At 51.1% G+C, this 11,830-nt stretch carries 13 protein-coding genes; 5 read left to right on the top strand and 8 right to left on the bottom strand.

Translation table 11 applies throughout. From position 1 onward, the window contains the following. Positions 1-14: 14 nt before the first annotated feature. Positions 15-380 (top strand): inner membrane protein YiaB, encoded by a 366-nt coding sequence (gene yiaB, locus OGX98_RS02565; protein WP_045448707.1) that lies wholly within the window; start codon positions 15-17, stop codon positions 378-380. Here yiaB and OGX98_RS02560 read toward each other — a convergent pair. Continuing rightward, entirely contained in the window at positions 377-1,372 is a 996-nt protein-coding gene (locus tag OGX98_RS02560) for an acyltransferase (protein ID WP_045449826.1), read from the bottom strand. The genes yiaB and OGX98_RS02560 overlap by 4 nt on opposite strands. A 177-nt stretch (positions 1,373-1,549) precedes the next feature. Between OGX98_RS02560 and OGX98_RS02555 the strand changes: the two genes are divergently transcribed. From OGX98_RS02555 to glyS, 3 genes are all read left to right on the top strand, one after another. Beyond that, a complete protein-coding gene (locus OGX98_RS02555) occupies positions 1,550-1,861 on the top strand; it encodes a YsaB family lipoprotein (protein ID WP_045448705.1) in 312 nt (103 codons plus the stop codon). 95 nt (positions 1,862-1,956) lie between these two features. Continuing rightward, complete coding sequence (gene glyQ / locus OGX98_RS02550) at positions 1,957-2,868, top strand: glycine--tRNA ligase subunit alpha (RefSeq protein ID WP_001168551.1); 912 nt, start codon at positions 1,957-1,959, stop codon at positions 2,866-2,868. Positions 2,869-2,877: 9 nt separating this feature from the next. Further along, positions 2,878-4,947, top strand: coding sequence for a glycine--tRNA ligase subunit beta (glyS, locus tag OGX98_RS02545; protein ID WP_045448701.1), 2,070 nt, complete (start codon positions 2,878-2,880; stop codon positions 4,945-4,947). Positions 4,948-5,013: 66 nt separating this feature from the next. Here the strand turns inward: glyS and cueP are convergent, their stop codons facing one another. The 3 genes from cueP to OGX98_RS02530 form a co-directional block, all read right to left on the bottom strand. Next, complete coding sequence (gene cueP / locus OGX98_RS02540; protein WP_286594781.1) at positions 5,014-5,553, bottom strand: copper-binding periplasmic metallochaperone CueP; 540 nt, start codon at positions 5,551-5,553, stop codon at positions 5,014-5,016. A 186-nt stretch (positions 5,554-5,739) separates the two neighbouring features. Beyond that, positions 5,740-5,952 carry a transcription antiterminator/RNA stability regulator CspE gene (gene cspE, locus OGX98_RS02535; RefSeq protein ID WP_000014594.1) on the bottom strand — a complete coding sequence of 71 codons (213 nt, stop codon included), beginning with the start codon at positions 5,950-5,952 and terminating at the stop codon, positions 5,740-5,742. Positions 5,953-6,233: 281 nt separating this feature from the next. Beyond that, positions 6,234-6,524 (bottom strand): HTH-type transcriptional regulator, encoded by a 291-nt coding sequence (locus OGX98_RS02530; RefSeq protein WP_045448692.1) that lies wholly within the window; start codon positions 6,522-6,524, stop codon positions 6,234-6,236. 378 nt (positions 6,525-6,902) lie between these two features. On the opposite strand from OGX98_RS02530, the gene OGX98_RS02525 reads away from it, so the two are divergent. Continuing rightward, on the top strand, positions 6,903-7,613 hold the full coding sequence (locus OGX98_RS02525) for a DUF3053 domain-containing protein (protein WP_045448690.1): 711 nt from the start codon (positions 6,903-6,905) through the stop codon (positions 7,611-7,613). An 88-nt stretch (positions 7,614-7,701) separates the two neighbouring features. Here the strand turns inward: OGX98_RS02525 and ghrB are convergent, their stop codons facing one another. The 4 genes from ghrB to OGX98_RS02505 all read right to left on the bottom strand — a co-directional run bounded on the left by ghrB (position 7,702) and on the right by OGX98_RS02505 (position 11,741). Next, positions 7,702-8,676 carry a glyoxylate/hydroxypyruvate reductase GhrB gene (gene ghrB / locus OGX98_RS02520; RefSeq protein ID WP_286594780.1) on the bottom strand — a complete coding sequence of 325 codons (975 nt, stop codon included), beginning with the start codon at positions 8,674-8,676 and terminating at the stop codon, positions 7,702-7,704. Between the two features lie 22 nt (positions 8,677-8,698). After that, positions 8,699-9,985 carry an MFS transporter gene (locus OGX98_RS02515; RefSeq protein ID WP_048223045.1) on the bottom strand — a complete coding sequence of 429 codons (1,287 nt, stop codon included), beginning with the start codon at positions 9,983-9,985 and terminating at the stop codon, positions 8,699-8,701. Positions 9,986-10,049: 64 nt separating this feature from the next. Beyond that, entirely contained in the window at positions 10,050-10,988 is a 939-nt protein-coding gene (locus OGX98_RS02510) for a sugar kinase (RefSeq protein WP_286594779.1), read from the bottom strand. 3 nt (positions 10,989-10,991) lie between these two features. After that, positions 10,992-11,741, bottom strand: a complete 750-nt coding sequence (locus tag OGX98_RS02505) for a sugar phosphate isomerase/epimerase family protein (protein WP_284097061.1) — start codon at positions 11,739-11,741, stop codon at positions 10,992-10,994. Positions 11,742-11,830 lie beyond the last annotated feature (89 nt).

Genomic DNA, 11,830 nt, shown 5'->3' with positions numbered 1-11,830 from the left:
ATAAGGAGATCCCAATGAAGACTTTGAGGTTGTGGTCATGGATGTTATTCCTTTCTGGCGCACTTATTTACATTGTTGGTTTATGGCGGGCATGCCCACTGTTGAGCGGAAAAGGGTATTTTTTGGGTGTGTTGGTGACGGGGATGTTCGTTACGTATGCTTATCATCATGCTAAAAATCTTAATCAGAATGATGAACGCTTTTCCTCTGTATGTCAGATGGTGGCATTGATAACAACAGGATTACTGTTGGTAGGAATATGGAATGCCCCGTTATTACCTGTCGAAATGGGGCTGTATCCGGCGGCATTCGTAATGGGTTTACTGGGACAGATCCTGCTGTTGCGTCCGTTGAAAAAAGATCAACCTGATGAGACTTAACTCACCAGTCTGCGCGTATCTATTCGTTGCAACAGTATGGAAAGCAGCAAGCTACCTGCCAGGGTGGCGCTAAAAATCCACAGCATGTCCAGCGGGGGCCACGCTTTAAACTCGATCCCATTCGTGCGCAATGCATGAATGATCAGCGCATGGAAGCCATAAATACCCAGTGAATGGCGAGAAATAAGGCCAAGTACCGGTATGGTGCGCGTGCCGAGCGTATTTTTGATTAGTGTCAGCAGTGATATAGCGCAAATAAATACCATTGGACCGCAATAGAGATACCAGGTATCGGCAAAATTGCCTCGCCAGTGGAGTTCATGCAACGTCCCCCGAGAAATAATAACCACGCTAACGAGACACAGTAACGCACTGAGCCAGGTTAATGCGCGTTTTTGCGTCTCCATTATGCCAATTGCCCGCCCCAGCATGCCGTACAGGATGTAATAGAACGTATCGCCGTTGATGTATAAGTTGATGGGCAGCCACTCAAAACCGCCGATTTTTTGCGATACGGTGTTGGGATTGGCAATGACACCAAGTACAACCATTAGCGCCAGCAGCGTTTTCCCGCTGATATTCTTTACCTGAATCAGTGGTGATACCAGATAGATGACGGCGATGGCGAAGAAAAACCACAGGTGATAGAAAACCGGTTTCTGCAACAGATTTATTAGCGATAGCCTGGCATTGATTGAGGTAAATAACAGGATGTAGGCCAGTGCTACGGAGCTGTAAAACAGAATGCAGAGTGCGATACGCACAAAATGTCGTGGCTGAGCACTTCGCTCGCCAAAAAAGAGATAACCCGAGATCATAAAAAACAACGGTACGCTGACGCGTGAGGCTGAATTTAGCACATTGGCAAGATCCCAGTTTACTGGGCTGACGATTTGCGCATTAGTGATATACCAGGTAGTGGTATGAATCATAACTACCATTAAACAGGCAATCCCTCGCAGGTTATCAATCCAGAAAATTTTGGGCTGCATCAGTTCCTCTGTTTCCATTTAAAAATAATCTGACTGGCATTTTGTCGGCGTGTCTCACTGGAATAATCCGAGTTCTTACGCTAAAGCTTGTGGTGGTCCGAGGAGATTCTCACAATAGGAATCGAGTTTCAGACATAAATAATAATAAGACTGACCAGCAAAACAGGCGGTAATAAAATGATGATGAAGTATTTCTTTCCTGTGATGGTGACAACCTTCCTGTTGGCAGGATGCGCCGACCCTCAATCGTCCGCGGCCGAACAGAAGGCGCAAAAGGTCAAAGTCACTCCTACGCGTTCGCTGGATATGGAATCATTGTGCAAAAATGAGGCTGCCGAACGCTATAACACTGCGACCCAGAAAATTGATGTTACCGGCTTTGAACAATTCCAGGGTAGCTATGAGATGCGCGGTTCTACCTTCCGTAAAGAGAGTTTTGTCTGCTCATTTGATGCAGACGGGCAGTTTTTGCACCTTTCCATGCGCTAAGTGCCCCCTTTTTCCCGTTTCGTACTGTATATCTTGCAGCCAGCGGGTATACTGACCGCTTCCTTTAAATCCACACGTATCCAGCACGAAATAATATGCAAAAGTTTGATACCAGGACCTTCCAGGGCTTGATCCTGACCTTACAGGATTACTGGGCTCGCCAGGGCTGCACCATTGTTCAACCATTGGACATGGAAGTCGGCGCGGGGACTTCTCACCCAATGACCTGCCTGCGCGCGCTGGGGCCGGAGCCGATGGCAACTGCTTATGTGCAGCCTTCTCGTCGTCCGACCGACGGTCGCTACGGCGAAAACCCGAACCGCTTACAGCACTACTATCAGTTCCAGGTCGTCATTAAGCCGTCACCGGACAATATTCAGGAACTGTACCTGGGCTCTCTGAAGGAGCTGGGTATGGACCCGACCATTCACGACATTCGTTTCGTGGAAGATAACTGGGAAAACCCAACGCTGGGTGCCTGGGGTCTGGGTTGGGAAGTGTGGCTGAACGGCATGGAAGTCACGCAGTTCACCTACTTCCAGCAGGTGGGTGGTCTGGAATGCAAGCCGGTGACCGGGGAAATTACCTACGGTCTGGAACGTCTGGCCATGTACATTCAGGGCGTAGACAGCGTTTACGACCTGGTCTGGAGCGACGGCCCGCTGGGTAAAACCACTTACGGCGACGTGTTCCATCAGAACGAAGTGGAGCAATCCACCTACAACTTCGAATACGCCGATGTGGATTTCCTGTTTACCTGCTTCGAGCAGTACGAGAAAGAAGCTCAGCAGTTGCTGGCACTGGAAAATCCGCTGCCGCTGCCTGCCTACGAGCGTATTCTGAAAGCCGCCCATAGCTTCAACCTGCTGGATGCGCGTAAAGCCATCTCCGTCACCGAGCGTCAGCGCTATATTTTGCGCATTCGCACCCTGACTAAAGCAGTGGCAGAAGCTTACTACGCTTCCCGTGAAGCCCTTGGCTTCCCGATGTGCAACAAAGACAAATAAGAGGCGGCCATGTCTGAGAAAACTTTTCTGGTGGAAATCGGCACTGAAGAGCTGCCACCAAAAGCACTGCGCAGCCTGGCAGAGTCCTTTGCTGCGAACTTTACCGCGGAGCTGGATAACGCCGGCCTCGCGCACGGCAATGTTGAGTGGTTTGCCGCCCCGCGTCGTCTGGCGCTGAAGGTAGCCGCTCTGGCTGAGTCTCAACCTGACCGCGAAGTTGAAAAACGCGGTCCGGCAATTGCCCAGGCATTTGATGCCAGCGGTAATCCGAGCAAAGCGGCAGAGGGTTGGGCGCGTGGTTGCGGCATCACTGTTGATCAGGCTGAACGCCTGACCACTGATAAAGGTGAGTGGTTGCTGTATCGTGCGCATGTGAAAGGCGAAAGTGCTGAAACGCTGCTGCCTGACATGATCGCCACCTCGCTGGCTAAGCTGCCGATCCCGAAACTGATGCGTTGGGGTGCGTCTGATGTTCACTTTGTGCGTCCGGTTCACACTGTGACCTTGCTGTTGGGCGACAAAGTTATTCCGGCAACGATCCTGGGTATTCAGTCCGATCGCGTGATTCGTGGCCACCGCTTTATGGGCGAGCCGGAATTCACCATCGACAATGCCGATCAGTATCCTGAAATCCTGCGTCAGCGCGGTAAAGTGATTGCCGATTACGCCGAGCGTAAGGCAAAAATTAAAGCCGATGCCGAAGAAGCGGCGCGTAAGATTGGTGGTAACGCCGATCTGAGCGAAAGTCTGCTGGAAGAAGTCGCCTCTCTGGTTGAATGGCCAGTGGTGCTGACGGCAAAATTTGAAGAAAAATTCCTCGCCGTACCTTCTGAAGCGCTGGTCCACACCATGAAAGGTGACCAGAAGTACTTCCCGGTATATGCGAACGACGGCAAACTGCTGCCGAACTTTATCTTCGTCGCCAATATCGAGTCTAAAGATCCACAGCAAATCATCTCCGGTAATGAGAAAGTGGTTCGCCCGCGTCTTGCTGACGCCGAGTTCTTCTTCAATACCGACCGCAAAAAACGTCTGGAAGACCATTTGCCGCGCCTGCAAACCGTGCTGTTCCAACAGCAACTGGGTACGTTGCGTGATAAGACCGATCGTATTCAGGCGCTGGCGGGCTGGATTGCCGGTCAGATTGGCGCTGATGTTAATCATGCGACCCGTGCGGGCCTGCTGTCAAAATGTGACCTGATGACCAACATGGTCTTCGAGTTCACTGACACTCAGGGCGTGATGGGCATGCACTACGCACGTCATGATGGCGAAGCGGAAGATGTTGCTGTGGCGCTGAACGAACAGTATCAGCCTCGCTTTGCCGGCGATGAGTTGCCGTCCAACCCGGTTGCCTGTGCGGTAGCGATTGCCGATAAGATGGACACCCTGGCGGGTATCTTCGGTATCGGCCAGCATCCGAAAGGTGACAAAGACCCGTTTGCACTGCGTCGTGCTGCGCTGGGCGTACTGCGTATCATTGTTGAGAAAAACCTGACTTTGGATCTGCAAACGCTGACCGAAGAAGCGGTTCGTCTGTACGGTGATAAGCTGACTAACGCTAATGTGGTTGATGACGTTATCGACTTTATGCTCGGCCGCTTCCGCGCCTGGTATCAGGATGAAGGTTACAGCGTTGATACCATTCAGGCTGTGCTGGCGCGTCGTCCGACTCGTCCGGCTGATTTCGACGCACGCATGAAGGCGGTTTCGCACTTCCGTACGCTGGAAGCTGCATCTGCGCTGGCTGCTGCCAACAAACGTGTATCGAACATTCTGGCGAAGTCAGAAGAGAAGCTGAATGACCGCGTGAATGCGTCAACGCTGAAAGAGCCGGAAGAGATTGCGCTGGCGATGCAGGTTGTCGTGCTGCGTGACAAGCTCGAGCCGTTCTTCGCTGAAGGCCGCTATCAGGAAGCGCTGGTTGAGCTGGCTGAACTGCGTGAGCCTGTGGATGCTTTCTTCGAGAAAGTGATGGTGAACGTCGAGGATAAAGAGCTGCGTATCAACCGTCTCTCTATGCTCGAAAAACTGCGCGAGCTGTTCCTGCGCGTGGCGGATATTTCACTGCTGCAGTAATTGTCGTGAAATGACTTAGAAAATGCCGGATAAGCAAAATTGCGCTATCCGGCATTTTTTATGCTATCAGCGCAGTTGCAATTCTGTCAGGCAGGTCTGGCTATCATTCATCGTCTTAATGGAATGAGCCGCACTTTTACCGTTATAACTCACTTCGATCGTGCCTTCTATATTGCGCGGTAGCCATACGCCGATAAATCCATTACGGCCGCTTTTCATCTCTTTTTGTACGACAACATCACCTTTGTTATCCGTCACTTTGACATCAAAAGTCTTCTCAGGCATTTCGCCCTGGCAGCCAGAGAGACTGTGGTTAAAGCAGGGGTGCGTTTGCCATTCATAAGGGGCAAAGGACAGGTAGAATTTATCGCCGAGCGGCAGTGTATAAACCTGCTCACCGGAAGACAGCTTAAGAGCCGTACTGGTAACGGAAGCAGAGTAGGGTAATGGACGACTCTGAGGCGACTGCTCAATGGTTTCTACCATTTGTTCGACGGATTTCCCGCTAAGCCCATGTTGCGCCAGAAAGGTTGACTCTGGGGTTGCTGCAAATACGTTACTGGCTGTGAATAAACCCAAAAGCAGCAGCAGTGAGGATTTCGACATAGCTTCAATTCCTTGTGAAAATTGTGGAATACATGCCGACGTACTATAAAGCTTGCCCTTAGGGAAAGGTCAAAGGTGTAGTGGGTAAAGTAATGCAAAGAAGAGAGGAGAGGGATTTATCGCAACGTGCAAATAAAAAAATCCCCGCCATTTGGCAGGGATCTTGAATTCTGAGCTTTTTTAAGCTTACAGGCTGGTTACGTTGCCAGCTGCCGGGCCTTTAGCGCCGCTTTCGATGGTGAAGGAAACTTTCTGACCTTCGTCCAGGGATTTGTAGCCATCGTTCTGGATAGCAGAGAAGTGTACGAACACGTCTTTAGAGCCATCGTCAGGAGTGATGAAGCCGAAACCTTTGTCAGCGTTGAACCATTTTACGATACCAGTCATTTTACCGGACATAGTGTATTACCTTTTAAAAAATAAGTGTGCCTTTCGGCGATATGGCGTGCTTTACAGATTTTTTAACAGTAAAGGAAATGCTCACTACGAAGGGTATCAACGATAACTCTTGAAGGGACTTGCCTTACTAAACTGCTTTAATGGTCTGTACGTCAAACCGTTGAGTGCATTAACTCATTTTACGCATAGGGATGCAACTACTATTTTCTTTTTTGTGGATAGCGACGGCGAGAAAACGGCCCTTTTTCAGGGCCGTTCTTAAATCAAATGTGAAAAATGTTCTAATCCATCAACTGCTTACTTAATCTTGGGTCCGCCTGTATCAGGCGCATCAATTTCAATTCAGTGCTGGAAGGCTTTACGCGTTTAGACTCCCACTCATGAACCATCGCGACCGTAACGCCCATTACACGGGCAAAATCATCTGTTTTTAATCCAGTCCCTCGTCGTAGCTGTTCAAATTCGGTGAAAGGGTTGGATTTTTGCGTCAGGGTTACCGTCTGCGATACATCTTTAAAAACAATCTGTTCCAGACTGCTCAGCAGTTCAAACATAGGATCTTTGTATTCCATTGAGAACTCCTAAAATCACACAACGGGATCGTGAATTTGATCAAAGCTCATTAAGAATAGTCGTAAAAAATGAAGGCGGGCTGAAGGTTCTGGTTATGGATTCGTTTCAGCGTCTCGCATGGGGCAACCTGTAGTTTGCTAACGATTTGATAACGGTCGGGATCTCCAGACAACGGATTCCAATTGTAAAGATTACTAAAAAATTACACCGTGCGAGGAATGGAACATTGGTTAGTAAAGGAAGGACGATGGGGAGGGGGATTTTCCCTTACAAGATTATGTGGAAAGGGTATCTTGCGGGGCTGACCTGGACTATCCTTGTCATCGTCAGGCACGCGGGTGTCGTTGTGCGCATTTTTGGGTGAAAGGAGTATTAAAATGGCGACAGGTAAGTCCTGCTCTCGCTGGTTTGCGCCTGTTTTGGCGCTCTTAATGGTAGTTGGCCTGAGTGGGTGTTTTGATAAAGAAGGCGATCAGCGTAAAGCGTTTATCGATTTTCTGCAGAATACTGCAATGCGTAGTGGGGAGCGTTTACCGACGCTTACCGCCGATCAGAAAAAACAGTTTGGCCCGTTTGTGTCCGATTACGCGATTCTTTACGGCTATTCGCAGCAGGTAAATCAGGCGATGGACTCCGGTCTGCGTCCGGTTGTTGATAGCGTCAATGCAATTCGTGTTCCTCAGGATTATGTGACTCAGCGTGAACCGCTACGTCAGGCAAATGGTGCGCTGGGTGTGTTAGGACAGCAGTTGCAGAACGCGAAACTCCAGGCCGATGCTGCACACGGTGCGTTGAAGCAGAGCGACGACCTGAAGCCTGTTTTTGATCAGGTCTACAACAAAGTGGTAACCGCGCCTGCTGAGGCGTTACAGCCGCTGATACCTGCCGCGCAAATCTTCACGCAGCAGTTGGTACAGGTAGGTGATTTTGTGGCGCAACAGGATACGCAGGTGAGCTTTGTTGCGAACGGTATCCAGTTCCCAACATCACAACAGGCAAGTCAGTACAATACGCTGATTGGCCCGCTGGCTTCTCAGCACCAGGCCTTTACTCAAGCCTGGACTGCTGCGGTGAGTGCAGCCCAGTAATGGCAGTATGCCGGATGGCGGCTTCGCCTTGTCCGGCCTACAGCTATATACAAAATGCCGGGTATGCGTTAACGCAACCCGGTATTTTTTACCCCAAAATCTGCGGGTTCACGCAGTTTTTCTCGACCTTTCCTTGTAGCGCATCGATTAAGTTATCTACCGCACAGGCCGCCATGTTATAGCGTGTTTCATGGGTTGCTGAGCCAATATGCGGTACTGCCACTACGTTTGGCATTGACAGCAGCGGTGAGTCTACCGACAGCGGTTCCTGCTCAAACACATCCAGACCTGCCGCATGAATCTCCCCGTTTTTTAGAGCAGCAATCAGCGCGGTTTCATCCACGACCGGACCACGACCCGCATTGATGAAAATGGCGGAGGACTTCATTTTGGCAAACTGCTCTGTACTAAACAGGTGATGCGTTTCTTCTGTTAACGGCAGAATCAGGCAGACAAAGTCAGACTCCTGCAGCAGTGTGTCCAGATCGCAGTAACGCGCGTTGAAGCGCTCTTCTGCTTCCTTATGGTGGCGTCGCGCGTTGTAGAGAATCGGCATGCCAAAACCGAAATGAGCACGTTGCGCCAGAGCCAGCCCAATGCGGCCCATGCCGACAATCCCCAGCGTTTTGTGGTGCACATCGGTGCCAAACCAATCTGGGCCAATACTTTTGGTCCATTCACCGACTTTCACTCGTTCAGCTACTTCAACCACGCGGCGGGCTGTGCTTAGCACCAGCGCCATCACCGTATCAGCGACGGTTTCTGTCAGCACTGTTGGCGTGTGCATCAACAGCACCTTATGTGTGTTGAGAGCATCGACGTCAAAATTGTCATAGCCGACGGAGATTGTTGATGTCGCACGCAGTTTGGGCATTTTCTCCAGCAGGGCGGTATTGACGGTTTCACTTGAGCCTAACAGTCCCTCCGCGCTGGCAAAGGCCTGTGCGTGCTGTGTTACTGTTTCCGGGCGCAAGTTGGGCACCTGAGTCACAGTAAAATGCTCTTCCAGGCATTGCAGCAAATCGTCAGGTAACGCTTTGTAGAGAATAATGGACGGCTTCATACGAATCTCCGTAAGTTAGTGTTTAAGCGTGGTGCGCGCCAGTTGGAAGTTGCTGATTATTAGCAGAACTTGGTCTGACAATCAGAGTTAGCCATACTGAGGCAAAAAGCGCTACCCCCATAAAAATGTATGAGGCGGAAGGGCTGCCGGTGGTGCCATTGAGGTAGCCGACAAACCAGGAACCAAAGAATGAGCCTAATGCGCCCATGCTGTTAATCAGTGCCATTGCTCCCCCGGCAACGTTACGAGGCAGCATTTCTGGAATGATGGCGAAGAAGGGACCGTAAGGAGCGTACATTGCCGCACCTGCAATCACCAACAAGGTGTATGAAACCCAGAAGTGGTCAGCACCAACGGCCCAGGAGCCGATAAAGGCGAAAGCGGCGATCAGTAACAGCGGCCAGACAAACAGTTTACGGTTTTGCAGTTTATCTGAAGCCCATGAGACCAGAATCATCGCTGCCGTTGCTGCCAGATAAGGTACTGATGAAAGCCAACCGACCTCCACCATACCTAAATTTGCGCCACCACTACGGATGATGGACGGGAGCCACAGGACGAAGCCGTAGACGCCAATACTCCAGGTAAAATACTGCAGGCACAACAAGATCACGTTACGTGAGCGGAAAGCTTCACTGTAATTACGTACGGCTTTAATACCCTGCTGCTCTTTTTCCAGTTGGGCCTGCAGCGCCGCTTTCTCGGATTCCGACAACCAGCCCACCTGTGAAGGTTTGTCTTTTACCAGCACCCACCAGCAAAACGCCCAGATGATGGCCGGGAAGCCCTCAATGATGAACATTTCACGCCAGCCCAGCGCTTGAATCAGATAACCGGAAACAACGGACATCCACAGGACGGTTACCGGATTGCCGAGGATCAGGAAGGTATTGGCGCGTGAACGTTCGGACTTCGTAAACCAGTTACTGATATAAATCAGCATCGCGGGCATGACCGCGGCTTCAACAACGCCAAGAATGAAGCGAATGGCAGCGAGCATGGGGATGTTACTGACCATACCGGTCAGTGACGCGCAGGCTCCCCACAGGATCAGGCAGATAAAAATCAGTTTTCGTACGCTACGGCGCTCGGCGTAAATCGCTCCAGGGATCTGGAAGAAGAAATAACCGAGGAAAAACAGGGCACCCAGCAGGGAGGAAATCCCTTTGGTAATGCCGAGATCTTCGTTGATTCCGGCGGCGGATGCGAAGCTGAAGTTCGCGCGATCAAGGTACGCCAGACTGTACGTGATAAACACGATCGGCATGATGTACCACCAGCGTTTTGCTGCATTTGTTGAGCTATTCATAGATTGCCCTCTGGTTATGCTGTTATGCCGCCTCTGCATGTAGGGTACAGAGAGGGTCGGGGGTTTATTCCCCTAATTGTTCATGTGTGGGTAAGCCTTCGCTGTCGCCCTGAACCTGAATGGCCAGTGCACCAATTTTGTTGCCTCGGGTTACTGCCTGATGCAGAGAGCGTCCTTCCAGTAGTGCACTGATTACACCCACGGCAAAACCATCGCCCGCGCCAACGGTGTCGACTACGTTGTCGACTCTCACTGGCGCGACACTACCGTGCTCGCCATTGGCGGCTTTATACCAGGCGCCATCGGCCCCGGTTTTGATGATCACTGCCTTGACGCCGTGGCGCAGATAAAAGTCTGCGATGCCTTCAGGGGTCTGTTGCCCGGTTAAAATCATGCCCTCTTTTAACCCCGGTAGAACCCAGTCAGCCTGAAAGGCTAATCGATTGAGTTTCTCCACCATTTCTGTTTCGCTTTTCCACAGCACCGGGCGTAGGTTCGGGTCAAATGAGATTGTCTTACCCATCGTTTTCATGGTGCGGGCAGTATGAGACAGCAGCGCATATGAACTTGCTGACAGTGCTGCTGCAACGCCGCTCAGGTGCAGATGACGCGCGCTGGAGAAGTATCCATCGTGATAATCCTCAACACTGAGGTGGCTGGCGGCGGAGCCTTTGCGGAAATACTCCACAATGGGATCGGTTCCATTTTCGGCTTTAGATTTTAACTGAAAGCCGGTTGCGTAGCGCCCGTCCTGGGTAACTCCCTGCGCATCAATCCCTTCTTTCGCCAGCGACTTAAGAATAAAACGACCAAAACTGTCGTTACCCACGCGACTCACCCAGCCGACCTTCAGGCCCAGGCGGGCAAGGCCGGTTGCCACATTGAGTTCAGCGCCCGCTACGCGCTTGATAAACTGCTCTACGTCCGCCAAATCACCCGTTTGCGTGGCGACAAACATCGCCATCGCTTCACCAATGGTGACGACATCCAGTGAATTTTTCATGCGTTACTCCTTGCGTAACAGATCGACGTAGTGACGGGTTACCGCCGCCAAATTTTGCCCTTCCAGGGGAAACTCAATGCCGCGCGGCACATCTGTGGGCAGTTTGTTTAGCAGCGTCATCCAGCGTGAGTCTGCTTCATCAGGCGGCACAGCACGATAGCTGTCGTGATGTGGTGTGGCGGCTTTCACATGGATATATCCCACGGCAGATGCCAGCTGTTGCGCTGCTTCTTCCGGGGTGTCGCCTACCCACAACCAGTTGCCCATATCGAAGGTCAGAGTTACCGGCAGGTTCAGGGTCTGGCAGGCTTCGTTAAAACGCTGCATTGGTTGCAGGCGGCCACAAGGTGTTTGATCATTTTCGACGACCAGCTCCATACCACTGGTATCCAGCCAGTTACGCAATGTGTCGAACTGATCTGTATGGGAAAAATGTCCGAGGGATACTTTTAACCACAGAGCCTGCAGGACCTGTGCTTCCTGAAGCAGTGATGGGATCCGGGGATTGAGACTACCATCTTCAAGGAACAGCGGCTCTGGTGCGGAGTAGCAGGCCAGCAGACCAAAAATTTCAATAGCTGACGCCATGGTTGACAGCGTGTTGAGCTCGGTGTTGGTCAACATTTCGCGGCGAATTTCGACGCCGTCCGCGCCAGCTTCGGCAATGACGGGCAATATCGCGGTTTGCCCACCGGCTGCGCGTACCTGGTCATAGCCGTAGGCGGCGGTGACCACCATAATTTTTCTGTTCATGGAAACTCCAAAACTATCGCTCTTGCTATAACGCTAAATGGAACCGGTTCCAAAGAAAAGGGCATGATGCCGAATTTATGATCACCATC

The organism is Citrobacter sp. Cm046 (assembly GCF_030333065.1).
In the GTDB taxonomy this organism is placed as follows: Bacteria; Pseudomonadota; Gammaproteobacteria; order Enterobacterales; family Enterobacteriaceae; genus Citrobacter; species Citrobacter murliniae.
Note: the sequence above shows the minus strand (reverse complement) of the source record. Positions and strands in the feature narration are given on the sequence as shown.

Coding starts and splice junctions, on each gene's coding strand:
- yiaB (WP_045448707.1), top strand. CDS start 15: ATGAAGACTTTGAGGTTGTGGTCATGGATGTTATTCCTTTCTGGCGCA.
- OGX98_RS02560 (WP_045449826.1), bottom strand. CDS start 1,372: ATGCAGCCCAAAATTTTCTGGATTGATAACCTGCGAGGGATTGCCTGT.
- OGX98_RS02555 (WP_045448705.1), top strand. CDS start 1,550: ATGATGATGAAGTATTTCTTTCCTGTGATGGTGACAACCTTCCTGTTG.
- glyQ (WP_001168551.1), top strand. CDS start 1,957: ATGCAAAAGTTTGATACCAGGACCTTCCAGGGCTTGATCCTGACCTTA.
- glyS (WP_045448701.1), top strand. CDS start 2,878: ATGTCTGAGAAAACTTTTCTGGTGGAAATCGGCACTGAAGAGCTGCCA.
- cueP (WP_286594781.1), bottom strand. CDS start 5,553: ATGTCGAAATCCTCACTGCTGCTGCTTTTGGGTTTATTCACAGCCAGT.
- cspE (WP_000014594.1), bottom strand. CDS start 5,952: ATGTCCGGTAAAATGACTGGTATCGTAAAATGGTTCAACGCTGACAAA.
- OGX98_RS02530 (WP_045448692.1), bottom strand. CDS start 6,524: ATGGAATACAAAGATCCTATGTTTGAACTGCTGAGCAGTCTGGAACAG.
- OGX98_RS02525 (WP_045448690.1), top strand. CDS start 6,903: ATGGCGACAGGTAAGTCCTGCTCTCGCTGGTTTGCGCCTGTTTTGGCG.
- ghrB (WP_286594780.1), bottom strand. CDS start 8,676: ATGAAGCCGTCCATTATTCTCTACAAAGCGTTACCTGACGATTTGCTG.
- OGX98_RS02515 (WP_048223045.1), bottom strand. CDS start 9,985: ATGAATAGCTCAACAAATGCAGCAAAACGCTGGTGGTACATCATGCCG.
- OGX98_RS02510 (WP_286594779.1), bottom strand. CDS start 10,988: ATGAAAAATTCACTGGATGTCGTCACCATTGGTGAAGCGATGGCGATG.
- OGX98_RS02505 (WP_284097061.1), bottom strand. CDS start 11,741: ATGAACAGAAAAATTATGGTGGTCACCGCCGCCTACGGCTATGACCAG.